This window comes from Streptomyces sp. MAI_2237, assembly GCF_054189285.1.
The window spans coordinates 973,815-997,124 of sequence record NZ_JAJPGQ010000003.1; the positions used below are offsets into that span (position 1 = coordinate 973,815).

Sequence of the window (23,310 nt, forward strand, 5' to 3'; positions counted from 1 at the left end):
GGAGTCGTCGTGGTGGGCATTCCGGTGATCATCGACTGTGACACCGGTGTCGACGACGCCCTGGCGCTGCTGTTCGCCGTGCGGCATCCCGGGCTCGATCTGCGGGCGGTGACCTGTGTCGCCGGGAACACGGACGTGGACGGTGTGGTCCGTAATACGTTGATTGTGCTGGAGCAGGCCGGGGCGCCCGATATTCCGGTCGCCCGGGGTGCTGAGCGGCCGTTGATCGAGCCCGCGCGGTCCGCTCCGGTGCACGGGGCCGACGGGATGGGCGATCTCGGGTTGCCCGCGCCCGGGCGGCGGCCGGTCGACGTCGATGCCGTGACGCTGCTGCACAGGGAGATCCTTGCTTCGCCGCGTCCGGTGACGCTGATTCCCACCGCGCCCCTGACCAACATCGCGCTGCTGCTGCGGACCCATCCCGAGGTCACCCGCAACATCGAGCGGATCGTGTTCATGGGCGGCGCGGTGGCGACCGGCAACGCCACGCCCGTCGCCGAGTTCAACGTCTGGCACGATCCCGAGGCGGCCGCCGTGCTGCTGACCGCCGGGGTGCCGATCACCATGTACGGGCTGGACGTCTTCACCCAGGTCGTCGTGCCCAGTGCCGATGTGCATCGGCTGCGGGCGAGTGAGGAGCCCGGGACCCGGCTCGCCGGTGAGTTGCTCGCCCATCGGCCCGCCCATCCCGGTGAGGCGCCCGAGGCCGAGGAGGCCGGTGGGCTCGGGGACGCCGGTGCCGTGTGCGCCGTCGTCGACCCCGCGGGGATCGGCACGCAACTGCTGCCGGTCGAGGTCTCCCTCGCGCCGGGGCCGACGCGAGGGCAGACCGTGGTGGACCGGCGCCCTCGGCCCGGCGAGGCCGAGCACCATGAGGGCGCCCGTGAACAGGCCCTGGTCGATGTGGCGTTGGACGTGGACGCGGAGCGGTTCGTGAAGCTTTATCTGGACGCTGTCGAGCGGGGCTAGTCCGCTTCGGCCGTGCGGGCCGTCCAGCGCTGTTCCACCTTCGCCAGGCGCCAGTACGCCAGTGCGGCCGCCCAGACGACGACGAACAGGCCCACGATGACGTAGCCGATGTTGCCGACGTCGAGGCCCACGAGTTCCATCGTGCCGATGAAGAAGGCGACCACGATGGACAGGCCGGTGATGGTCAGGTTGTAGAAGACCTTGCGGACCGGGTGGGAGAACGCCCACTGGTAGGCGAAGTTCATGAACGTGCCGTCGAGGGTGTCGAACAGGCACATGCCCGCGGTGAAGAGCAGGGGCAGGCAGAGGATCGCGTACCAGGGCAGGCCCGCCGCCGCTCCGGAGCCGGCCATGACCATGAGGGTGACCTCGGTGGCCGTCTCGAAGCCGAGTCCGAAGAGGAAGCCGACCGGGTACATCTGGCCGGGGCGGCTGATGGACCGGGTGAGACGGCCGAGGAAGCGGTTCATGAAACCGCGCGAGTCCAGGTGGCGTTGGAGCTCGTTCTCGTCGTACGTGCCCGCCCGCATCGCCCGGAAGACGCGCACGATGCCGACCAGGGCCACCAGGTTGAGCGCCGCGATGAGGTAGAGGAAGGCGCCCGCGACGGTCGTCCCGAGGAAGCCGAGGACCTGATGGGTGCCGGAGTTCTGGTTGGTCACCTTGTCAGCGAGCTGCGTGCCCGCCGCGATCATCACGGCCAGCACGATCACCACGCTGGAGTGCCCCAGCGCGAACCAGAACCCGACGGACACGGGCCGCTTGCCGTCGGCCATCAGCTTGCGGGTGGTGTTGTCGATCGCGGCGATGTGGTCGGCGTCGAAGGCGTGCCGCACGCCCAGGGTGTAGGCGGTGATGCCCAGGCCGATGCCGAAGGCCTTGGAACCGACCTCGTAGTGGCCGGGAACCACCAGGAGGAAGAGGATTCCGAAGGCGACGATGTGAAGGGCGGCGATCACCGCCACCAGTCCTGCGGTCTTGACGGTGTCCTCGCGCCGCCAGCGGAAGGAGACGTCCTTGCTCTCGGGCAGGGTCATGCGATCAGCTCCAGCACCTCGTGGATCTTTCGTGAGCTGCCGTGGCCGGTCTCCTGGCTTACGGGTCGTGCGTTCCCGGATCCGCCTTCCCGGCCGTCGTACGACGGCCAGTGGCTGTCCCCAGCGGGACGTGGACCGGCAACTCCCCGATTCACAGTGGCGAGGGCCGCGTCGGCATCGCACCGACTTCCCGAGCACCACGGCCCGCCCACCGTAGGGGGCCACCCGCACTCCTGCATAGCTGCACAGCTGGGCAGGTATGCAAGATCACACAGGGGCTGCGAAAATGGCCTCATGCATCTCGTCCCGGCCGATCGCGCAGACCGCCGCACCATCGACGGCCACCGGGTGTGCGACGCCATCGCCGCCATCGGTGACGAGGCCCATGTCCGTGCCTGGGCCGACCGCTTCTCCCTGCTCGCCGACGCCAAGCGGCTGGCCCTGCTGATCGCGTTGCACCGCACCGGGCCGCTGGCCGTGTCCGATCTGGCGATCGCGACGGGCATGAACGACCCGGCCGTCTCCCAGGCGCTGCGGCTGCTGCGCGCCGCCGGTGTGGTCGCCGGGGAGAAGGAGGGGCGGGTCGTGCGCTACCGGATCGTCGACGAGGACGTACGGCTGCTGCTCAAGCACTGTGCCGCCGACGTCACCTGACGGCGTGCGGACATGACGGACGCCCCGGAGCGGGGGATCCCCGGGGCGTCCGTCGTTCGGGAGTGGTTCAGGAGCGGGCGCCGCGCCGGCGTCGGCTCGCGACGACGATCGCCGCGCCGCCGGCCAGGAGGACCGCCGCGCCGCCGGCGATCAGGCCGGAGCCGCTGCCGCCGCCGGTCTCGGCGAGGTCGCCTCCGCCGCCGTTCGGCGTGGCCGCCGGCACGCTGGTGGACGCGGACGCCACCGGGGTGTCCGACGCCGGCATCGAGGCGCTCGGCGGCGGGGTGGGGCTCTCCTCGGCCGGGGTCGAGGGGGTCGTGGAGGGCGTGGCGGGGGGCTGCGACTCGGTGGTCGTGCAGTCCTTCGTGCCGCCGTTCCAGGACGCGATCAGCTTGTCCTTGATGACCGCGTGGTCCGGGCCGGCCGGCAGGTCGCCGTGCTCGAAGCCGTCGTTCGCGCCCTGCTTGCCGTCGAACTTGGTGGCACCGCGGTAGAGGTCGATCTGGGCGAAGCAGCCCGCGTCCGGCACCGAGATGTCGAGGGAGTCGGTCTGGCCCGGCTTGACCGTCACGGTGTCGAAGTCGACGAAGACCTGCTCGCCCGAGGTGGCGAAGGTGGCACCGTGGGCGAGGTAGGAGGCGAGCGATGCGGTGCAGGTGGAGGCGTCGCCGGCGGTACGGACCTTGATGTGGACCTTGCCGTCGTCGGTGGGCCTGAGGGTGTGGTCGTCGACCTTGACGGAGTCGTAGAAGCCGGTGCCGTCGAGGGAGAACTGGCAGCGGTCGGTCTCCGTCTTGGTGCCGGCGCCGGTCCCGGGCTTGTAGGAGCCGCCGGACTTCCAGCCGTCCCCGCCGGGGGCGCCGCCGTGCGCCCAGGCACCGGAGGCGGCGGCGACGGTGGCGGCGCACAGGGCGAGCGACGCGGCGCCCGTTCCGAGCAGTCGGCGCGCGGTGACACGTCTCGCTATGGACATGGCGGATGATCCCCACTTCGGCATGTGCAGTACCCGGCGGGGGCCGCGGGCAGCGTGAGGGCATGCGGCGGCCGGCCCTGCCGGGTGGTGGTCGGAGTAACAACTGGCTCACTGGTCACATGAGCCTCGGTGCGCTCACATCGTGGATGCCGTGATCGAACGCTGTCAACCTGCGGTGACGCAGCGGTAGTTCAATCTTGCATCACAATTCCGACACAAGCGGAAGGCGGCCCTTCCGGTGTCCGCTGCTCAGCCCACGGTCGGGGTGGGGCTGGCGTTCGGGCTGGACTCGCCCGGCAGGACCGGGGGTTGGGTGGTGCTGTCCACCGGCGGGGTGAGCACGATCTCGGGCTGGCCGGCGGCCGGGGGCGGCGGGGTCAGGTCCTTGGCGGGCAGCTTCGGCGGGGTGGTCTGCTGGAAGAGCACCTGGTCGAAGTTGACCAGACCGGTGTTCTCCATGACCGTGATGTGGTCCAGCACCGTCGCGTTGGCCTGGTCGGCCAGGGTCCGCACCACCGAGTTCGTGGTGGTGGAGCGGATCTTCGCGATGGTGTTGAAGATCGAACCGTGCGTCACGCGCAGGATGTTGGCGAAGTCCGTGTCGAACTGCTTGCCGCTGTCGGCCTTGAGCGTGTTGACGAACCCCACCTGCTGCGGGCTGGCCACGTTGGGGATGGTGATGTTGAGCATCCTGCTGATCTTGCGGCAGCTGGCGTCCAGCGCCGCGTGACCGTCGATGAGGTGCTTGCTGGCGGTCTTGACCGCCGCGCTCTGCCCCTTCTGCAGGCCCAGCTGCCCGACGGGGTACTCCCACAGGCCCGCCGCGCGCACCTTGACCACGAAGTCCCGGTCCGCCTCGGTCAGCGGCCCCCACTGGGTCTGCGCGATGACGTTCGTGCCCGAACTGGACACGGTGTTCACCCCGAGCATCGAGGGATAGGCCAGTGCGACAAGGGTCAGACTGAGGGCACCGCCCACGAAGAGAGTCCCCATCGCGTTCCGCGAAAAGCGCACCGTGCCTCCTGCCTCATCGGTTTTCCCGCCGTCGTGCAGCGGGGTCGGACGCAGGGGAGTACGGACGGCGCAGGGCATCGGAACCTTTTGATTTGGTAAAATCCCACGGGTGTGAGGCGGGTCATGCGGTGGTGTTCATGACATGCGTTGACGGAACGTTGACCACTTCACGGGAGAGTCGAGACGCGCCCCCGACCTAGATTCGGCCCATGCCCCCACAGCCCGCGCCCCGGGTCCCCGCGGCCCTTCCCGTCCTGCCGTACCGCAAGCCCACCAAGGGCCGCGACTACTGGGTCATCGACGACGTGCTGCCCGACGTGGACGCCGTACGCGCGCGCTGTCTGGCGAAGGACGACTGGGTCCGGGGCTATCCCTACACCACGGAGACCTGGCCCGGGCTGCGGACGATGCCGGGGCTCGAACCCGCGGAGCTCGCCCGGGTCGAGCGCCTGGTGCGGCAGGCGACCGGGGCGAAGGAGCTGTGGGTGCAGCAGGCGCCGGGCGGCGGGACCCTCAACCACAATTGCGTCCAGGTCGTCGGCGAGGGCGAGAGCGAGCCGCGTCCGCACACCGACTCGCGGGCGCTGTGCCGGTACGCGGCGGTGCTCTACCTCAACCCGGGCGTCGGCAAGGACTGCGGCACCGCCTTCTACCGGCAGTCCCTGCCCGGCGGCCGGCTCGGCGGCAACATCGTGCAGGCGCCGCACAACAACCTCGTCGAGGCCCTCGGCACCCGGTACGTGCCCGCCGACCACTTCGAGGAGGACGTACGCGTCCCGCACCGCTACAACCGGCTGCTCCTCTACAGCGCCAACCTCGTGCACAGCGCGACCGGTTACACCGGCAGGACGCTGGAGGAGAAGCGGATGACGGCGGTCTTCTTCTGGATGGCCTGAGCGGCCGGCGCTACCTCTGCCCCAGGGCCGCCGCTGCCGAAGGAACCGCTGGAGCCGGGCATCCAGCGCCGGCGGTGCTGATCCTTGCCGGTCCGCGTCCCCGCGTGATGGAGCTCGTACGGCATCAGGCGCTCGCCGTCCTCCGCGTGCGGGACCTCGTCCGGTTCGCGTACCTCGCTCATCTCGTGGACGGCTCCGCCGTCGGGAAGGTGCGGCTGCTCGCCCGGCAGGGGCCGCGGGAGCTCGCGGTCGCGCACCCGCATGCCGAACCAGAAGGCCCAGATCAGGGCACCGGCGATGACCAGGCCACCGACGAAGGCGGCGATCACGTTGAGTACGTCACCCGACGAGGCCGCCATTTCGAACGTCGCGGTACTCATGTACCGATTATCACCCAAACAGCCTGTTTGGCGAGACGGAGGCGGTCCGCGGCGCCGGAGGGCGAACCGGGCGACGTCTCTTGAGGGTTACGGTTGCCGCAATCCCTGGTGTCGCCGCGGTGAGCACCGCACCATGGGCACATGACACGGGCTCAGAAGGCCATGGACCGGCTCGCGGCATGGCCCGACCTCACCCCGTGCGAGGCCGGCTGCGGAACGGGCCGGGCGTTGCGTTCGGCGCGGGACGAGATCGTGCACTTCCACTCCGGGCGGGACGTGGACCTGCACCTGACGGCCCAGGCGATCCAGCGGCTGCACCACGACTTCGCGGAGTCGTCCGCGATCCGGCTGGTGCCGGGGTCGCGCTGGGTCACCGTGCACCTCGACTGCGACGCCGACGTGGACCTGCTGCTCGGCCTCGTCAGCGTCGCCCTCAAGGCGCACGACCGGCAGGGCGGGGCGCCGGGCACGGACCCCCTGCCGGGGGCGGTGTGCAACTTCCGCCGGGTGACGGTCCTGCAGCGCGACGAAGGCGGCGAGGGCTGAGCGCCACCCGCACGCAATCTCCCCATTACCCGAAACTCCCTCCACGACTGTCACAGGCATGACATACGCTGCTGACAGCAGCCGCGCCCCGTGCGCCACCGCCGTCGAGCGGTCGTGCCCGGGCGCCGCGCGGCGCTTTCGACCACCCGGTGCCACACCGGGTTCTCTCGTGGGGGTATCAGTACTGTGCGCAGGCGCAGCATCTCGACCGCGACGGCGCTCGCGGTCCTCTTCGGCTCGGCGGCGCTCGCCGTCGGAGCGGCGGGACCGGCCGCGGCCGACTCCGCAAAGATCCTTCCGGTGAAGTCGGTCGGCGACATGGTCGTCGACGGCGTCCACAAGGTGGTGTACATCTCCGACCCGGTCGGCGGGAAGATCCTGGTCGCCGACTACTCCGGCACGGTCCGGGCGACCCTGGGCAGCGAGCCCGGGGTGACCGGCCTCGCGCTGTCGGCCGACTCCGGCACGCTGTACGCGGCGGTCAAGGGCGAGAACCGGATCGTCACCGTGGACACGCAGACGGTGACCCCGGCCCTGAGCTTCCCGCTGGGCACGGCCGCGCCGCGCGACCTGGAGGTCGTGGACGGCCGGATCTGGTTCTCCTACGACTCCGACCTCGGCTTCGTCGACCCCGCCGGCGGCGAGTCGGCGGTCCACCTCGACCAGGCGCCGGGCGATCTGTCGGGCCAGGTGCACCTGGGCGCCGACCCGTCGGCACCGGGCGTCCTGGCGGCCGGCGACGGCAGCACGCTGGCCGTGTACGACGTCTCGGCGGACGGCGCCAAGCTGCGGGTCAAGGGCGGCCTCGACTCCGGCGGCAAGCAGGTCGACATCACGCCCGACGGCAAGCAGGTCCTGACCTCGTGGGGCAGCGGCTACGGCTTCCCGGCGTACTCGACCACCGATCTGAGCAAGGTGACGGACTACCCGGGCAACGCCTACCCGAACGCGGTGAGCGTCGCCCCCGACGGCTCGGTCGCCGGCGGCTCCTTCTCCTGGTACGACCCCGACGTGCACGTCTTCCGCCCCGGTGGCACCAAGCCGGTGCGCGAGTACGACTTCCCCAACACCGGCAACAGCAGCGGCTCCGACACCCTGGTGGACGCGGCCCTGGCCTGGGCGCCGGACAGCAGCAGGCTCTTCGCCGTCTCCGAGAACGACGGCGGGGTGTTCACCCTGCGGGCGCTGACCGACCCCACCAAGGAGCTGCCCACCCTGAAGGTGTCGGCCCCCGCCAAGGCGGACCGGGCCAAGAAGCTCACCGTCACCGGCAGGCTGACGTCGATGACGGCCCTCCCGGCGGGCACGAGCCTGAAGGTCACCCGCACCGACCTGGACTCGCCGAGCGGCAAGGCGCTGGCCGCCGTCGCGACGAAGGCCGACGGCAGCTTCTCCTTCACCGACACCCCGCCGGCCGGCGGCAAGGTCACCTACAAGGTGTCCTTCGCGGGCGACGCGACCCACACGGCCGCCTCCGGCTCCGACGCGGTCGAGGTCTCGCGCGCCACGCCCGCGCTGACGCTGAACAACAACGGCAAGCTGTACGCGTACGGCAAGGACGTGAAGTTCACCGCGCACCTCGGCACGACGTACAAGAACCGCACGGTCGAGATCTGGGCCAACCCTTTCGGTGGCGACAAGCCCAACAAGCTCGTCAGGTCCGGCCGGGTCGACTCGCACGGCAACTTCTCCGGCACGGTCGACATGACCCGGGACACCGACGTCACGGCCGTCTTCAAGGGCGACGCCCGCTACAAGCCCAGGACCGTCAAGGTCACGGCCTACGCGAAGGTGAACGTCTCCACGGCGGTCACCAAGCACTACAAGAAGGCCAGGATCGGTTCGCGCACGTACTACTGGTTCCACAAGAACACGTCGCCGGTCGTCACCACGAGCATGACCTACTACCCGGGCCGGCAGCAGCGCCTGGAGCTGGAGGTCTACTACGCCGGCCAGTGGTACCCGGTCGACGGCAGCCCCCAGTACTTCGCGCTCGGCTCGAACGGCAAGTCGGCCGTGAGCCTGGGCGCCGCGGGCCAGTCCGGTATCAAGGCCCGTGTGCGGGCGGCGTACATCAACGGCTCGTCGGGCGACACCGTCAACAGCTCGACGTACACGGGGTGGAAGTACCTCTACTTCTCCAACTAGTCACGCGGAGTGTCCCCCTGGTGGTCGTGAGCCGGGGTCCGGGAGAATGCCCTGGTGAACGACCACATAGCGACACCACCCCCCACCTCCCCTCCCGCGCTGCGCCCGGTCCGCACCCTGGCCCGGCTGACCGCCGTCGCGCTCGGCCTGGCCGGTGCGGCCTGGGCGCTGCGGGCCGTCTGGGAGATCCGGCTGGCCGTGACGGGGGAGCCCGCCTCGGGCCCGCCGGACCAGGGCGGCGGCGAACACCGTCCGCTGACCTCGCTGGAGAACGGCTACCACCTGATCAGCAGCGCGGGCGGGATCACCGCGTTGATCTGCGCGATCCTCTTCGTCGTCTGGCTGGACAACGTGCGGGACAACGCGCGCGAACTGTCCGGCACACCGCCGCGCTACTCCGGATTCTGGCTCTACGCGGGCTGGTTGATCCCCCTCGCCAACCTGTGGATCCCGCGCCGTATCGTCGCCGACGTCCACCAGGACAGCGCCCCCGGCGAGCGTCTGCCGCGCTCGGTGAACGTGTGGTGGGCGCTGTGGCTGCTCGGCATGTTCGGCGGCGTGGGCCTGATGTACGCCGACGACACGGACGAGGTCATCGGCCGTGCCTACACGGACGTGTGGATGCTGCTGGCGGCCGACGCCGCCGTCGTCGGTGCGGCGGTGGCCGGCATCCTCGTCGTCCGCGCCGTCACCGCCGTACAACTGCGGTACGTGGACGGCGGGTTGCGGTACGGCGCGTAGCCGGCCGGAGCCGACGGGGCGGGTCGGCTACCCGCTCAGCTCACGCACACCAGGCCGAGCAGGCAGATCCCGGACGGGGACGTCGACGCCGTCGACGTGTCCGAGCCGGAGGTGCTCGTGGACGGGGAGGTCCCGGAGGTGTCCGAGCTTCCCGAGGCGGACGTCGAGGACGAGGAGGTCGACGAGGACGACGTCGAGTCCGATGACGAGGCCGGGTCCGACGCCGTGCCCCCGCCGGTCGTCGAGGACGTCGACGACCCGCCCGACGTCGTGCCGGAGCCGCCGCCGGCCGCCGTGGAGGTCTGCTGCGGGGAGCCGGCCGTGGTCTTCGCCGAGGTCGTGCCGGACCCCGTCCAGGGCTGCGTACGCGCCGAGTCGGTGTGGGCCGTGGTGGCCGAACGCTCCTGCGCGGCACCGCCGTTCGTGGCCGCCCCGGAGGCCGGGGTGCCGGTCTTGCGGTGCTTGCCCGTGCCGGCCGGCGGCAGGACGACGGTCCCCTGGTCGGCGGTCTCCGCCACGCCCATGCTCGTGACGTCCGGCGTCTGCGCGGCCTGGGTCTGCTGCCCGGAGCCGCCGCGGTTCATCGCGGACACGGTCAGCCCGCCACCGACGAGCGCGACGGCGGTCGCCACGACGGCCCGCCGCTGGTTCTTCTTCCACCGCTCCCGCTGCCGGCGCCGCGCGGCCCTGCCCTCCTGGGTGGGCGCCGGGTCCTCGACGTCGGCGTCGGCGCCGAAGGGCTCCGGCTCGTCGTACGAGGCGGCGGGAGCCGCGTGCTCCCGCACCGGTTCCGGCCACCCCGCCGTGGCGGCGGGAGCGGCGACGGCACGGCCGCCGTCGGTCAGCGGCGCGATGTCCGGGGCGTAGGCGCCACAACCGGGGCACACCAGGGCGCCGTTGAGGTGCCGGCGGCACGAGGAGCAGTAGTCCATCCGCTGTCATCCTGACGGTTCGGCGTGTCGCTGTTCGACTTTTCGCATGGGGGATCGAGCGGCCAGCAACGGTAACGACGGTTTCGAAAGACTGTGTGGGCCCTGTGTGGTGCTCCTGCGCGGGTTCTCTTCACACTCCCCACCCGGTGGGTGAACGGCCTGGTCAGCGCTGGCGGCCGGGGACGCGATACGGGCCTGTGGCCTTGATCACTCGCCGGGGCCGGGTGCTGGCCGCGGTGGACCGCGTGCGGGCGGCCGCCGCCCGCACCCCGCTGCGCGTCGGCGCCCACCGGGTCGACGAGCACGTGGTGCCCGCCCTCGTCCTCAACGGCCTCTCGCAGGACAACGCCTCCGCGTACGGCGACCTCGCCCAGGGCGTACGGGACCTGGTGCGCGCCGCGGACGGCGGGCGGGTCCCCACCCCGTCGCCGTGGCTGGCCGACGCGCTGGTGTTCACGCTGACCGGGGCCGAGTCGGCGTACGGCAGCGCCCAGACGTCGATCCTGTGCGGTGACGTGGCCGCCCCGCGCGACCCGGAGGTCTACTGGCGCGACGTCCAGCGCGCCCGCGCGAAGGACCCGTTGTTCGGTCCCGTCGCCGCCGACATCAACGCCTGCGCCTACTGGGACGCGCCCCGCAAGAGGCCCACGGCCGTGCGGGCCGATCTCCCGGCGCTGCTGGTCAACGCCACCGGGGACCCGCGCACCACCTACGACAGCGCCCGGGAGGTACGCCGCAAGTGGCCCTCCTCGCGCCTGGTCACCCTGCGCGGCGCCGACCAGCACGCGGTGTTCGGTGTCTACGGCAGCGCCTGTGCCGACGCGGCGGTCGACCGCTACCTCGCCACCGGGCGGCTGCCGGAGCGGGATGTCACCTGTCAGGCGCCGCCGAGGTAGGGTCGGCCACCCCTCCGCCACAACCACCCGAAATTACCGACGGGTTGGGGAGATTCCGTGGAACTGCCGAAAAGACAACCGGATGTCTTGACGTGACTCGCGGGCGCCGTTTGGCTACTCAGCTACCCGATGGCCCTTTTGCACCTCGCCCGCTCGCCCGGAAGGCACCCGTACGTGAACGCTCCAACCCCCCGCAGATCCACCGCCGTTCGGCTCGCACTGCCGCTCGTCGCCGCCACCTCGGCCCTCTCGCTCACCGCGTGCGGTGCGATCGAAGCCGTGGACGGCGGTGACAGTTCGTCCGCTCCGAACCGGCGCAAGGACATCAAGGTGGGGCTGCTGCTGCCGGACAAGGAGACCGCGCGGTTCGAGAAGTTCGACTACCCGCTGTTCAAGCAGCGCGTGGCCTCCCTGACCGGCGGCAAGGGCCAGGTCGTCTACGAGAACGCCGAGGCGAGCGCGGCCAAGCAGGGCAGGCAGTTCGCGGACCTGGTCGACCGCAAGGTGGACGTGATCGTGGTGGACGCGGTCGACTCCACGTCCATCGCAGCGGGTGTGCGCAAGGCCAAGGACGCCGGTATCCCGGTGATCGCCTACGACCGCCTCGCGCGGGGGCCGATCGACGCCTACATCTCGCACGACAACGAACTCGTCGGCGAGGTGCAGGGGCGGTCGATCATGGAGTCCCTGGGCGACAAGGCTGGCACCGGCAAGATCGTGATGATCAACGGATCGCCCGCCGACCCCAACTCCGCCCTGTTCAAGGCCGGGGCGCTGAGCGAGCTGAAGGGGCGGGTGGTCATAGCCAAGTCGTACGACGTCGACGAGTGGCTGCCCGCCACGGCCAAGGCCGACATGCGCAAGGCCGTCCAGTCGGTCGGGCTGAACGGCATCGCCGCCGTCTATGTGGCCAACGACGGCATGGCGGGGGCCGCCATCGACGCCCTGAAGGAGGCCGGGGCCACCAAGCTGCCGCCGGTCACCGGGCAGGACGCCAACCTGGACGCGGTGCAGCGGATCGTCGCCGGCGAGCAGAGCATGACCGTCTACAAGTCCTTCCTGCTGGAGGCGACGAACGCGGCGGAGATGGCGGTGGCCAAGGTGCAGGACCGCCGCATCGCCTTCGACGCGCTGACCCAGGACTCGGTGGACAGCCCGACGAAGAAGGGCATCCCGGCGATGCTCGTGCCGGTGGTCGCCCTCACCCGGGACAACATCAAGGACACGGTGATCAAGGACGGCGTCTACACGGTGAAGGACATCTGCACGCCGAAGTACGCGGCGGACTGCGCGGCCATCGGGCTGAAGTAGGCCTGCTCCCAGGGCTGGAGCAGGCCGTCCGCGGCCGCCGTGGGTCCGTCCGCTCACGTGTCCTTGCGGGCCACTCCGCCGTAGATGCCGATCGGCGGGGCGCCGGCCTCCGGCGGTTCCTGCGGGCGCCAGTCGGGGACCAGCACCAGGCCCGGCTCGACCAGGGTGAGGCCGCCGAAGAAGTCCAGGACCCGGGCGTGGCGGCGCGGGTTCATGGTGGCGGTGGCGCCCTTGTACACCTTCACCGCGTCCGCGCGGCCGTCCTCGTGGATGTCGACGGTCGCGTGGGACAGCACGAGGTGGGAGCCGGCCGGCAGGGCGTCGAGGAGGGTGGCGACGACGGCGTCCGGGTCGTCGTCCTCGGTGAGGAAGTGCAGCACGGCCAGCAGCAGCAGCGCCACCGGCCGGTCGAAGTCGATGACCCTGCGCACGTCCGGGTGGTCGAGGACGGCGCGGGGGTCGCGCAGATCGGCCAGGACGACGGAGGTGCCGGTGTCGTCGTCGTCCAGCAGCGTCCGTGAATGGGCGCTGACGATCGGGTCGTTGTCGACGTAGGCGACCCGCGTCCCGGGGGCGACGGCGCGCGCGATCTGGTGCACGTTCGGCTCGGTCGGCAGGCCCGTGCCGATGTCCAGGATCTGCCGGACGCCGCCCTCGGCGACGACGTACCGGACGGCGCGCTCCATGAACCGCCGGTTGGCCCGGACGGCCGCCCGTACCTCGGGGGCGGCCTGGATGAACCGCTCGGCGGCCTCCTGGTCGACCTCGTAGTTGTCCTTCCCGCCGAGGAAGTAGTCGTACATCCGGGCCGGGTGGGGCCTGCTCGTGTCGATCACGAACGGCTGGGTGCCGCCGGCGCCGTCACCGCCGTACGGAGTGCTCATCGTCGCTGACACCGTCCTTCACTGCTGGTAGGGGTTCGGCTGCTGCTGCGGCTGCCCGTACGCCGGCCCGCCCTGCCCGGCGGTGGCGGCCTGCGCCTGCAGCTGTTCCGCCTGCTCCTTGGTGACCTTCTGCTCGGCGCCGCAGAAGGTGCACTGCGTGGCGTACCGGGTCGAGATCGGGAACAGCGGAACGAAGAACAGCGTGAACTTCGTGACCCGCTTGCGCAGCGTGTGAGCGGAGGGGTTGCCGCACTGGCCGCATATGAGGGTGAGGATGGCGAGCTGGTAGAGGTACCCCTTGGTGCCAAAAATGATCATGGGGAGCATCCTTCCGGAACGAAGCCTGTCGCCACAGGCTACGGCGGCTCCGGGCCGTTCCGGGCCGTTCCGCGACGCCTCGGCCGCGTCACCGCCTTGACCGGTGACGCGCTGCGTGCCACAGTCGGTCGTCCAGCAGATCGGCACACGGCCGTCCGGAGGGTTTCGCATGATCGACAGGCGAGGTTTCGGCAAGGTCCTGGGGCTCACGACCGGAGTGGCCACCGTCTCGCTGACCGGCCTGCCGGGGCTGCCCGGCGCACAGCCCGCGGCCGCCGCCCCGCGCGACGAGGCCGCGGGCGGGCGGGCACACCGGCTTCCCGCGGCTGAAGCGGATCAGGGCCGGCCTGCTGGACGTCGGCTACGCCGAACTGGGCCCGGCCCACGGCCCCGCGGTCATCTGCCTGCACGGATGGCCCTACGACATCCACAGCTACGTCGACGTCGCCCCGCTCCTGGCCGAGCAGGGCTACCGCGTGATCGTCCCCTATCTGCGCGGCCACGGCACGACCCGCTTCCTGTCCGCGCGGACCTTCCGCAACGCCCAGCAGTCGGCGATCGCCCTCGACGTCGTCGCCCTGATGGACGCGCTGAAGATCGAACGGGCCGTGCTGGCCGGCTTCGACTGGGGCTCGCGCACCGCCGACATCGTCGCCGCGCTGTGGCCCGAGCGCTGCACGGCCCTGGTGTCGGTGAGCGGGTACCTCGTCACCGACCGAGAGGCCCAGCGGTCACCGATCGCGCCGCAGGCCGAGCACAACTGGTGGTACCAGTACTACTTCGCCACCGAGCGGGGCCGCAGGGCCATGGAGGACCCGGACCTGCGCCACGACCTGACCCGGTTCGTATGGGACACCGTCTCCCCGACCTGGGACTTCGACGACGCCACCTTCGAGCGCACCGCGGCGGCCTTCGACAACCCCGACCACGCGGCGATCGTGGTCCACAACTACCGCTGGCGCCTCGGCCTCGCCGACGGTGAGCGCCGCTACGACGGACTCGAGCGGCGCCTCGCCGGGCGGCCGACGATCGGCGTGCCCACCCTCACCCTCGACCCCGACCGCGACCCCTTCACCGCGCCGGGCGGCGGCGCCGCCTACCGGGACAGGTTCACGGGCGCCTACGAGCACCGGACCCTGACCGGCGTCGGCCACAACGTCCCGCAGGAGGCACCCACCGCCTTCGCCCGGGCGGTCGTCGACGCCGACCGCCTCTGACGGCGCCGGCCCAGGGTGCGGCGGCACGGGAACGGCCCGGGTGGGGGCCCGGGCCGTTCGTGGTGCCGTGTTCGAGGGGTCAGCCGTGGCGGCTCGCCTTGGCGAGGGCCGGGACGAACTTCAGGGCGTCCACGGTGCCGACGCCGGTGGCGAGGTCGTAGCCGTTGACGGCCTTGTAGCCGGTCACGCCCTGGTAGCTGTTGTTCGTGCCGTCGTTGACGTCGACGATGCCGTTGGCCTTGGCCTGGTGGGCGTACAGGCCGTACAGCGCCTGCTGGATGTTGCCCACCCGGTGGCCGGCCGCCTGGTCGGCGAGCGCGACGATGCCCGAGAACAGCGGGGTGGCCTCGCTGGTGCCGCCGCTGACGTCCCAGCCCACGGCGGTCGGGTCGTAGCTGGAGTAGATCCAGGCACCGCCGTTGACCGCGGCGGACATCGAGATGTCCGGGGTGCCGCGGCGGGAGCCGACCTTGCTCTTGACGCCGTTCTGGAACGACGGGCGGGTGAACACGTGCGACTGGCCGCCGCCGCCGGCACCGTAGTCGTTGTAGACGCTGTCCGGCTTGACGCGCTCGCCCTTGTCGTTCAGGTGCAGCTGCGTGCCGCCGATGGAGGTGACCAACGGGTCCGAGGACGGCCAGGAGTTGACGCGCTTGTTGTAGTACGTCTTGCCGTCCAGCTTCATGTCGGTCGCGCCGCCGTCACCGGAGGCCGCCAGCACGGTCACGTGCTTGCGGTTCGCGTCCTGGAAGGCGTACCGCAGCTTCTTGATGCTGGAGAAGTCGCCCTTGCCGAAGCCGGGGAAGGTGTTCTCCGTGGCGCCGAAGCTCTGGCTGATGACGTCGCCGACGTTGTGGTCGATCAGGTACTTCTCGGCGTCCATCATCTCCGGCAGACCGGTGGTGCCCTCGGTCTCGGAGACGGCCGTCTCGACGACCACGATCTTGGCGGCGGGCGCCACCGCGTGCGCCATCTCCACGTCCAGGGTGGTCTCGCCGGCCCAGCCCGTCATGTCGGAGTTCTTGGGGTCGAAGGCGGGCACGTGGCCCCACTTGACCACCTTCACCTTGGTGCTCGGCAGCCCGAACTGCTTGCTGTAGACGTCCAGGTCGTGCTGGACGGTCGGAGAGCCGTAGGAGTCGACGATGACGATCGTGCGGCCCTTGCCCGTGACGCCCTTCCGGTACAGGGCGTTGAGGTCGTACGCGGTGCGGTACTGCAGCGGGGTGTAGCAGTTGATGTGCCACTTGGTCTGGCACTGCTCGCTGGTCAGCGGGCTGCTCACGCCATGGACCAGGGTGTGTCCGGCGACGGCCGGTACCGCCAGGGTGTGCGGTACGGCGGCGGGCGCGGCGGTCCCCGGGGCGGAGACCGCGAGGGCGGCGACGGCCGTGGTCGCCGCGACGCCCAGCCCGGTGCGGGCTATGTGCATGAATCCCCCTGCGATTCTGAAGTGCACGAAAAGTGATCGCGGTCATATGAGGTGATCGCGAATGGTCTTCGCGCATCCCATCGAATGGGTCATGCACAGTTCAAGGCCGTTGAACGGACGATGCCGAACCCTTTACCGGGCGATGGCCGGAGCGGCCACCTCAGGGCCGTTCACCCGGCCTCCCGGTCCGCGTGCAGCGCCAGGACCGGGCACGCGGCGACGGCACGGCGGGCGTGGGCCCGCAGGTGGGAGGGGATCGCCGTCCCCTTCAGGATCGGGTAGCCCCACTCGTCCAAGTCCACCATCTCCGGCAGGAGTTCGGCGCACAGCCCCTGGCCGGTGCAGGCGGCGCGGTCGACACGGAGGGTGCGGGTACGGGTCATCGCCAGGTCTCCGGGGGTGTGGCCGCGGGCACGGACAGCCGCGGCGGACGGCGGGCGGCGGCGCAGGTCCCGTGGGTGAGGTGGTGTTCGACGTCGTCCGCGAAGCACTCCAGGGCGGAGGCGGCGAGGCGGGCCGCGCCGTCGGGGTGGCGGCAGGCCCCGCGGTCGGGCAGCAGACCGGTGCGCCGCCGCAGCCGCGACAGCAGGAACGCGTCGGCCTGCCCGGCGGCCAGGGCGGCGAAGTCGTCGGCGACCGCGGGCAGTCCGAAGCGGCAGGGCCCGCACTGCCCGGCGCTGTGCGCGGCCAGGTAGGCCAGGACACGGGCCGTCTCGGTGAGCCCGCACGCCGCGCGGGGCAGGGCGACGAGCACGCCGGCGCCGGGCGCGGCACCCAGCCGGGCCAGGTCGGACCGGGTGAGCGGCGTGCCCAGGTGCTCGGCCGGGAGCCAGGTGCCGGCGAAACCGCCCAGCAGGACCGCCCGCAGCGGCTCGACGGCTCCGCCGGCGCGGTCCAGCACCGTGGCCAGCGGCGTGCCGAGCGCCACCTCCAGGACACCCGGTGAGGCGACCGCGCCGGAGACGGTGACGAGCATGGTGCCGGGCTCGTCCGGCGTGCCGGCCTGCCGGAACCAGCCGGGGCCGTGGCGGGCGACGAGGGCCAGGTGGGCGAGGGTCTCGGCGTTGTGGACGAGGGTCGGCCGGCGTCCGACGCCGCGCTCGTGACTGCGCGGCGGGGCGCTCAGCGGGCGGGCCTCGCCGCCGTTGAGCCAGCGCACCAGCGACGTCGACTCGCTGGAGACGTAGGCGTGCGGCAGGGCGTGCGGGCGCAGGTCGACCTCGTCGAGGCAGGCGGCGCGGCGCTCGTCGACGGCCCGGCGCAGCTGCCAGTACTGCGCCGAACGGCCGCGCGGCACACACAGGTGCACGGTGTCGGCGCCGACCGCCTCGGCGGCCAGGACGGCACCGTCGAGGACGAGGTGCGGGGCGACGGCGAGCAGGAACTGGTCCTTGTGGCTGGCCGGTTCGCTCTCCATGGCGTTGACTACGACCACGGGGCGTCCGCGTCCCGCCGCGACCGCGCGCAGCTTCTCCGCCGTCGGGAACCCGGCGCCGCCCCGCCCGGTGAGCCCCGCCGCCTCCAGGGCCCGGATCAGCGGCGCGGACCGGTGGTTGCCGCGGGCCGCGGTGACCGGCGGCGAGCCGTGCCGGCGCAGATGGTCGGTCAGGTCGGCCGGGCGTCCGGTGGCGTACCAGGCGGACAGCAGCCGCGTCTCCGTCGCGGCCCAAGTGGCCTGCTCGGCGGGGGCGTTCACCGGCCGCCTCCGAGGTGCAGGGCGGTCGTCACGGCGGCACGCTGGGCCCAGCCGGGCTGCAGCGGCCCGGCGGCCAGGAACGCGGTGAGCACGACGGGCACCGCGCCCGCGCCGACCGCGGCGGCCAGCCGCCCGGCGGCCCGTCCCGGACCGGCCTTCGCCAGCCGCCACCACACGGCGCCGACCACCGTGAACAGGCACCCGGCGTACAGCCACAGCTGGAGGGACAGCCGGGTGTCCGTGCCCGTGCCGGCGCCGTGGAAGAGCGCGAACGGCCAGGCCGCGTACGCCAGCCAGTGCACCGCCTTCCAGCGCCGCGCCCCGATCCGCAGCCGCAGCGCGCTGGTCACCAGCACCGCCAGCAGCAGGTCGAACGCGACCGTACCGAGCCCGAGCCACAGCGGCCGGTAGGAGGCGGCGAACGGCAGCACCGTCACCGCCCAGCCCAGGTGCACGAACGGGTCGAGGACCGCGGTGACCACGTGCAGCACGAGGAACACCAGGGTCAGGACGGACAGGTTCCGGTGCAGCCGGCCGATCTCGAAGCGGCCGATCGCCCGCGGCGCGGCACGTCCGCCGGAGGCGATGCCGAGCACCACGGTGGCGGTGAGCAGCAGCAGCGCCAGGGTGCCGCCGGCGCGGCTGGCGTACCAGAGCGGGCTGCCGACCAGGGCGAGAGTGGTCATCGGGGGCCTCCGTCGGGGGAGTCGAAGTCGTCGGGCGGCCAGCCGCCCAGTCGCAGGACCTGTCCGTCCGCCGCGACCAGCCGGGCCGGCAGTCCGGTGCCGCGCAGCCAGTCGGCGGCCGCGTGGCCCCGTACGATCGCCGCCGTGCTCGCGGCGTTGGCGTCCACGCAGGTCGCGGCGGCGACGGTGACGGTGCGCCAGACGGGGGCGGCGGGTCCGCCGGTGGCGGGGTCGACGATGTGGTGCACGGTGCGGCCGCCGCGGCGCCAGGTGCGCACCCGGACGCCGGAGGTCGCCAGGGCGCCGGCCGTCACGGTGACCACGGGGTCCCGGCCGGGCCGCGGGCGGGAATGGTCGTCGGCGAGCGCGATCCGCCAGCCGCCCTCGGGTGCCGCGCCGGCCACCGCGAGATCGCCGCCCAGGTTGACCACCACTCCACAGCCGGCGGCAGCCGCGGCCCGTCGGGCGGCCCGGTCGGCGGCCAGCGCCTTGGCGGTCGCGCCCAGGTCGAGGGAGGTGTGCGGGGGCAGGCGCAGGACCGCGGTGCGCGGGTCCCAGGAGATCCGTCGCCAGCCGGGGGCGGGCCGGAACACCGGCAGGGGGCGGGCGTCCTCGGGGCGTACGGAGGCGAACGTACGGTCGTAGCCGAGCGCGATCACCGCCCGTCCGACGGTCGGGTCGACCGCCCCGCCGGTGAGTTCGGCCGCCCTGAGCCCGGCCTCGACCGCCTCGGCGAACCGCGGACCCACCCGCACCGGGGAGCCCGCGGCCAGGTTCACCCGGCTGATCTCGGAATCGGCCCGAAACCGGCTGCACGCCACGTCGATCGCCGCCAACTCGTCCCGCAGCACACCCTCGGCCACGCCCACCACCCGCGGATCGGCGACGAGCAGCACGGCGGTGGTACCGAGAGCGGGGAACACCACTTCGGCGGGCTCACCCGTCTGCTGGGATGCGGGCGGGGGTGTCATGACGCGCCCGTCGTGGTCTGGGGCTGCTGCTGGGTGGGGGCCGGGGGCTGGGCGGGGGACTGAAGGGCCGGCTGGCCGGCTCCGCCGTCGTCGCCCTCCTCGCCGTCGCCGCCCTCGTCGTCCCCGCCCGCGCGGTGGGTGGTCGCGGAGGAGGAGGGGGCCGCCGGGTTGTGCGCGGCCGGGCCGGCGGGGGCCGGGGAGGCCGTGCCGCCGGGCAGGACGTGGGTGTACACGGCGCCCAGAGCGGCGGCGCCGGCGACGGCCGCGGCGGCGATCCAGCCGGTCAGACCGCGGATCCGCGTCAGTCCGCGATCACGTGCACGCGCCGCACCGGCGGACGGGTCATGGTCGGGAGAGGGCGGGTACGACATGGCAGCGGCTCCTGGAGGATCGGCGGCCCACGTTCGGCTGCGTACATCTCCAGGCTCCGCCGACGCCCCCTCGGAATCCGCTCACCTCTCCTTCAGAACCGGTAAAGATCTCGCCCCCGTCGTCTCCCTCGTCCACAGGGGCAGTTCCAGGACGACGGTCAGCCCGCCGCCGGGGGTGTCCTCCAGCCGTACCGTCCCCCCGTTCACCGTGACCAGCCGGTGCACGATGGCGAGGCCCAGCCCGCTGCCCCGGGCCTCGGGATTGCCGAACCGGTGGAACGCCACCTCCTTGGCCTCCGCCTCCATCCCCGGCCCGTCGTCGACCACCCGCACCTCGGCCGAGCGCCCCGCCACCACGCGCCGCGCGACGGTCACCCGGCCCCCGTCGTCCACGGCGTCCAGGGCGTTCGCGATCAGGTTGTCGAGGACCTGCTCCAGATGCCCGCCGCCCAGCGCCGCGGCCGGAGCGGGCCCGGCCGCGGCCGTCAGCCGCACCCCCCGCTCCTCCGCGACCGGCGCCCAGGCGGCCACCCGTTCCTCCACCACCTCGGCGACGGGGACGGCGACGGGCCGGGGCGTGGTCTGCTCGGCGCGCGCCACCGCCAGCAGGCCGTCGACCAGCCGGGACAGCCGGGCGATCTCCACCTGCGCGGCCGCCAGCTCCGCCGCGGTCTCGCCCTCCGCCCCGGCGGCCAGCACGTCCAGCCGCAGCCGCAGCGCGGCGAGCGGGGTGCGCAGCTGGTGCGAGACGTCGGCGATCACGGCCCGGTGCCCGTGCACCAGTGCCTCGGTGCGCCCCGCCATCGTGTTGAAGGTGGTGGCCAGCCGCCGTACCTCCGGCGGCCCGCCGTCCACGACGGCCCGCTCCTCCAGGTCCCCCTCGCCCAGCCTGCGGGCGGCCGCGTCCAGCGTGGACAGCGGACGGCTCACCCAGCGGGCGAGCCGCACGGACAGCAGCACGCACGCGGCGAGGGCCAGCGTCCCGATCCCGGCGGACCAGCCCCAGATCGCGGCGATACGGGCGTCGAGCGGCGCGGCGGAACGGGCCAGGACGACGGCCCCGGCGGGCCGGCGCACATCGCCGGCCGGTTCGGCGGCCAGCAGCCGTCCCTCGTTCTGCGGCGGTTCCGGCTCGTGCCCGGCGAGCACCCGGCCCACCAGCTCGTCGGCCTCCTCGCCCTGCGCGGCCTTGCAGGGCGTACTGGCCACCAGGCGCCCCGAGCCGTCGTAGACGGCGGCGCAGTCGCCCGCCTCGGCCGCCGCGTTGAGCTCTCTGCCCATGACCGCGGCCGACCGGTGGTCGGAGAGGTGCTCCTCGGCCGCCGCGGCGACCGCCCGGGTCGCCGCCTGCTGGTCGTCACGGAAGGACACCCGTTCCCGGGCCGTCATCAGCACCCCGAGCGGCACCACCGCCAGCACCAGCAGCGCGGTGGTCAGGACGAGGAAGGTCAGGGCGATGCGCCGGCTCACGACGGCTCCCCCGCCCCTTCGGCGTCCGCGACGGCCCCGAGCCGGAAGCCGTGCCCGTACACCGTCTCGATCAGCCCGGGCATGCCGAGCTTGCGCCGCAGGGCGGCGACGTGCACGTCCAGCACCTTGGTGGGGCCGTACCAGTGGGCGTCCCAGGCCCGCTCCAGGATCTCTTGCCGGCTCACCGTCCGCCCCGGATCGGCGCTGAGGCACTCCAGGATCCCGAACTCCTTCGGCGTCAACGCGACCGGCCGGCCCTCCACCGACACCTGCCGGGTGCGCAGGTCGACGGTGAGCGGGCCGTGCCGCAGGACCTCCGGTCCGCTCGGGCGCCGGCGGCGCAGCACGGCCCGCATCCGGGCCATCAACTCGGCCAGCCCGAACGGCTTGACCAGGTAGTCGTCGGCCCCCTCGTCGAGGGCCACCACCCGATCCGCCTCCTCACCGCGCGCGGTGACCGCGATGATCGCGGCGTCCGAACGGGCCCGCAGCCGCCGGCACACCTCGACACCGTCGATGTCGGGCAGCCCCAGGTCGAGCAGGACGACGTCGGGGGACGAGGCCGCCAGGGCCGCCCGCCCGGTCCGGACGCCCTCCACCACGTAGCCGGCCTGCCGCAGGCCGCGCACCAGGGAGTCGGCGATGCCGCGGTCGTCCTCGACGACCAGCACCCGTGTCTCCTCGACGGCGCCGGCGGCCTGCCCGTTCGTGCTCACGACCGCCTCCCGGCGCGCTGAGGTGCCCCGCCTGCCAGCATCCCAGCCTGCGCGCCGGCGCGCACCGACGGAAGGGGCCGTTCGTCCCTGCGAGCCCAGGCTCCCCAGCTCAGGGGGCCGACGCCAGCAGCTGCGGGGAGTGGGTCTTGAACAGGGTGTTGGTCCAGCGCATCTGGCGCAGTGTCTGCGGGTGGCACGCCGTTCGCGCCGCACTCGCGGGTGTTCTCGGCGCTGGGCTGGCCGTTCATCTGCAGCACCCCGCAGCCCGGCCGGCCGAGCATGCCGCGGATCAGCTGGAGGTTGTTGACCTGGCAGGCGGCCGCGGTGGCCTGGTGGGACTGGTAGACGCCCTGGAGGACGGTGGACAGCAGCCGCTCGGCGCCGCCGACGATCTCGGCGGCCTCGGTGATGGTCCGCGCCGGGACGTCGCAGACGCCGGCCCAGGTCGCGCTCGTCGCCCACCCACCCCAGGTGTGCGCCCGGGCCCAGCTGCGGCGTGCGGCCGTCACCGTCGCGGATGTCGCCGCCGACCCGGCCCTGTCCGTCCACCCCGCGGGCCGTGCCCTGCTCAAGGCCGGCAGCCACGCCGTCCACAGCCAGCCGCTGACCACGCCCGACGCGCACTGCACCGGAACCCTGACCCTGCACCGCAGCCTGCCCGGGGCGTGGCTGACGGGCCGGCAGCGCGAGGAGCTCACCGCGCTCGCGGTCGACCTCGCGGCCTGGCGCTCCTGGTACGGGCGCACCGTGGTCCTGGACGCGCTCGAATACCTGCACCGGCACCGCTGAGAACGCGCGGGCCGGGTACCCGGCGGCCATCCGAGGTCCAGGAGGCCGACATGAGCGAATCCACCCCGTCACAGGCCGAGGGCGAGCGGGACGAGGACGACCCCGGTACCGGCCGGCGACCGTCGGGGACCGACCCGCAGGAGCCGCCCCGTACGACCCCTTCGCAGGCGGAGGGCGACGAAGAGGCGTCCGACGAGGAGAGGAGCGAGGAGTGGGAGAGCGGCCGGTCGGGTCCCTGACGGACATCGCCGTACACGCCTGGT

Annotated in this window: 23 protein-coding genes, 4 pseudogenes and 1 riboswitch; of the genes and pseudogenes, 11 read left to right on the forward strand and 16 right to left on the reverse strand. The window is 72.7% G+C overall.

The window, feature by feature from the left end:
- The first annotated feature begins 9 nt into the window (after positions 1-9).
- On the forward strand, positions 10-969 hold the full coding sequence (locus LN251_RS14750; protein ID WP_458244833.1) for a nucleoside hydrolase: 960 nt from the start codon (positions 10-12) through the stop codon (positions 967-969).
- Here the strand turns inward: LN251_RS14750 and nicT are convergent.
- A complete protein-coding gene (nicT, locus tag LN251_RS14755) occupies positions 966-2,006 on the reverse strand; it encodes a Nickel transporter NicT (RefSeq protein ID WP_458244834.1) in 1,041 nt (346 codons plus the stop codon). The genes LN251_RS14750 and nicT overlap by 4 nt on opposite strands.
- 26 nt (positions 2,007-2,032) lie before the next feature.
- A riboswitch (cobalamin riboswitch) is annotated at positions 2,033-2,223 on the reverse strand.
- Between the two features lie 77 nt (positions 2,224-2,300).
- Here nicT and LN251_RS14760 point away from each other — a divergent pair.
- On the forward strand, positions 2,301-2,660 hold the full coding sequence (locus LN251_RS14760) for an ArsR/SmtB family transcription factor (RefSeq protein WP_458244835.1): 360 nt from the start codon (positions 2,301-2,303) through the stop codon (positions 2,658-2,660).
- 67 nt (positions 2,661-2,727) lie between these two features.
- Here the strand turns inward: LN251_RS14760 and LN251_RS14765 are convergent, their stop codons facing one another.
- Positions 2,728-3,633, reverse strand: coding sequence for an LAETG motif-containing sortase-dependent surface protein (locus LN251_RS14765; RefSeq protein WP_458244836.1), 906 nt, complete (start codon positions 3,631-3,633; stop codon positions 2,728-2,730).
- 249 nt (positions 3,634-3,882) lie between these two features.
- On the reverse strand, positions 3,883-4,626 hold the full coding sequence (locus LN251_RS14770) for a DUF4142 domain-containing protein (RefSeq protein WP_458244837.1): 744 nt from the start codon (positions 4,624-4,626) through the stop codon (positions 3,883-3,885).
- A 230-nt stretch (positions 4,627-4,856) separates the two neighbouring features.
- On the opposite strand from LN251_RS14770, the gene LN251_RS14775 reads away from it, so the two are divergent.
- Positions 4,857-5,543 (forward strand): DUF6445 family protein, encoded by a 687-nt coding sequence (locus tag LN251_RS14775; protein WP_458244838.1) that lies wholly within the window; start codon positions 4,857-4,859, stop codon positions 5,541-5,543.
- A gap of 20 nt (positions 5,544-5,563) precedes the next feature.
- Here LN251_RS14775 and LN251_RS14780 read toward each other — a convergent pair.
- Positions 5,564-5,923: pseudogene (locus LN251_RS14780) on the reverse strand (DUF6479 family protein); the annotation flags it as partial.
- Between the two features lie 141 nt (positions 5,924-6,064).
- Here LN251_RS14780 and LN251_RS14785 point away from each other — a divergent pair.
- From LN251_RS14785 to LN251_RS14795, 3 genes are all read left to right on the forward strand, one after another.
- Complete coding sequence (locus LN251_RS14785) at positions 6,065-6,469, forward strand: luciferase domain-containing protein (protein ID WP_458244839.1); 405 nt, start codon at positions 6,065-6,067, stop codon at positions 6,467-6,469.
- 186 nt (positions 6,470-6,655) lie between these two features.
- A complete protein-coding gene (locus LN251_RS14790; RefSeq protein ID WP_458244840.1) occupies positions 6,656-8,617 on the forward strand; it encodes a YncE family protein in 1,962 nt (653 codons plus the stop codon).
- Between the two features lie 54 nt (positions 8,618-8,671).
- Positions 8,672-9,358: a DUF4328 domain-containing protein gene (locus LN251_RS14795; RefSeq protein ID WP_458244841.1), complete on the forward strand. Its 687-nt coding sequence runs from the start codon at positions 8,672-8,674 to the stop codon at positions 9,356-9,358.
- 35 nt (positions 9,359-9,393) lie between these two features.
- Here the strand turns inward: LN251_RS14795 and LN251_RS14800 are convergent, their stop codons facing one another.
- Positions 9,394-10,290: an SCO2400 family protein gene (locus LN251_RS14800; protein WP_458244842.1), complete on the reverse strand. Its 897-nt coding sequence runs from the start codon at positions 10,288-10,290 to the stop codon at positions 9,394-9,396.
- Between the two features lie 215 nt (positions 10,291-10,505).
- On the opposite strand from LN251_RS14800, the pseudogene LN251_RS14805 reads away from it, so the two are divergent.
- Together LN251_RS14805 and LN251_RS14810 are read left to right on the forward strand one after the other, a co-directional pair.
- Positions 10,506-11,186: pseudogene (locus tag LN251_RS14805) on the forward strand (alpha/beta hydrolase); the annotation flags it as partial.
- Between the two features lie 174 nt (positions 11,187-11,360).
- Positions 11,361-12,497, forward strand: coding sequence for a sugar ABC transporter substrate-binding protein (locus LN251_RS14810; RefSeq protein ID WP_458244843.1), 1,137 nt, complete (start codon positions 11,361-11,363; stop codon positions 12,495-12,497).
- Between the two features lie 53 nt (positions 12,498-12,550).
- On the opposite strand, the gene LN251_RS14815 is transcribed toward LN251_RS14810, so the two are convergent.
- Positions 12,551-13,381, reverse strand: coding sequence for an SAM-dependent methyltransferase (locus LN251_RS14815; RefSeq protein ID WP_458244844.1), 831 nt, complete (start codon positions 13,379-13,381; stop codon positions 12,551-12,553).
- Positions 13,382-13,399: 18 nt separating this feature from the next.
- Complete coding sequence (locus tag LN251_RS14820; RefSeq protein WP_458244845.1) at positions 13,400-13,699, reverse strand: zinc-ribbon domain-containing protein; 300 nt, start codon at positions 13,697-13,699, stop codon at positions 13,400-13,402.
- Positions 13,700-13,868: 169 nt separating this feature from the next.
- On the opposite strand from LN251_RS14820, the pseudogene LN251_RS14825 reads away from it, so the two are divergent.
- Positions 13,869-14,916, forward strand: a pseudogene (locus LN251_RS14825) (alpha/beta fold hydrolase).
- Between the two features lie 79 nt (positions 14,917-14,995).
- Here the strand turns inward: LN251_RS14825 and LN251_RS14830 are convergent.
- The 9 genes and pseudogenes from LN251_RS14830 to LN251_RS14870 all read right to left on the reverse strand — a co-directional run.
- Positions 14,996-16,348: a S53 family peptidase gene (locus LN251_RS14830; protein WP_458244846.1), complete on the reverse strand. Its 1,353-nt coding sequence runs from the start codon at positions 16,346-16,348 to the stop codon at positions 14,996-14,998.
- A 170-nt stretch (positions 16,349-16,518) separates the two neighbouring features.
- Entirely contained in the window at positions 16,519-16,731 is a 213-nt protein-coding gene (locus tag LN251_RS14835) for a ferredoxin (protein WP_458244847.1), read from the reverse strand.
- Positions 16,728-18,044, reverse strand: coding sequence for an NADH-ubiquinone oxidoreductase-F iron-sulfur binding region domain-containing protein (locus LN251_RS14840; protein WP_458244848.1), 1,317 nt, complete (start codon positions 18,042-18,044; stop codon positions 16,728-16,730). The genes LN251_RS14835 and LN251_RS14840 overlap by 4 nt, the downstream gene beginning before the upstream one ends.
- On the reverse strand, positions 18,041-18,730 hold the full coding sequence (locus LN251_RS14845; protein WP_458244849.1) for a ferric reductase-like transmembrane domain-containing protein: 690 nt from the start codon (positions 18,728-18,730) through the stop codon (positions 18,041-18,043). Before LN251_RS14845 ends, LN251_RS14840 begins: the two co-directional genes overlap by 4 nt.
- On the reverse strand, positions 18,727-19,701 hold the full coding sequence (locus LN251_RS14850; RefSeq protein ID WP_458244850.1) for an FAD:protein FMN transferase: 975 nt from the start codon (positions 19,699-19,701) through the stop codon (positions 18,727-18,729). The genes LN251_RS14845 and LN251_RS14850 overlap by 4 nt, the downstream gene beginning before the upstream one ends.
- Positions 19,698-20,072 carry a hypothetical protein gene (locus LN251_RS14855; protein ID WP_458244851.1) on the reverse strand — a complete coding sequence of 125 codons (375 nt, stop codon included), beginning with the start codon at positions 20,070-20,072 and terminating at the stop codon, positions 19,698-19,700. The genes LN251_RS14850 and LN251_RS14855 overlap by 4 nt, the downstream gene beginning before the upstream one ends.
- An 81-nt stretch (positions 20,073-20,153) precedes the next feature.
- The gene (locus LN251_RS14860) at positions 20,154-21,542 is read right to left on the reverse strand and encodes a sensor histidine kinase (protein ID WP_458244852.1); all 1,389 of its coding nucleotides are present in this window, start codon (positions 21,540-21,542) and stop codon (positions 20,154-20,156) included.
- Entirely contained in the window at positions 21,539-22,258 is a 720-nt protein-coding gene (locus tag LN251_RS14865; protein ID WP_458244853.1) for a response regulator transcription factor, read from the reverse strand. The genes LN251_RS14860 and LN251_RS14865 overlap by 4 nt, the downstream gene beginning before the upstream one ends.
- Before the next feature lie 188 nt (positions 22,259-22,446).
- Positions 22,447-22,701 (reverse strand): annotated as a pseudogene (locus LN251_RS14870) (nitrate reductase); the annotation flags it as partial.
- Between LN251_RS14870 and LN251_RS14875 the strand changes: the two are divergent.
- Together LN251_RS14875 and LN251_RS14880 are read left to right on the forward strand one after the other, a co-directional pair.
- On the forward strand, positions 22,619-23,047 hold the full coding sequence (locus LN251_RS14875; RefSeq protein ID WP_458246813.1) for a hypothetical protein: 429 nt from the start codon (positions 22,619-22,621) through the stop codon (positions 23,045-23,047). The pseudogene LN251_RS14870 and the gene LN251_RS14875 overlap by 83 nt on opposite strands.
- A 50-nt stretch (positions 23,048-23,097) precedes the next feature.
- On the forward strand, positions 23,098-23,286 hold the full coding sequence (locus tag LN251_RS14880; RefSeq protein WP_458244854.1) for a hypothetical protein: 189 nt from the start codon (positions 23,098-23,100) through the stop codon (positions 23,284-23,286).
- The last annotated feature ends 24 nt before the right edge of the window (positions 23,287-23,310 follow it).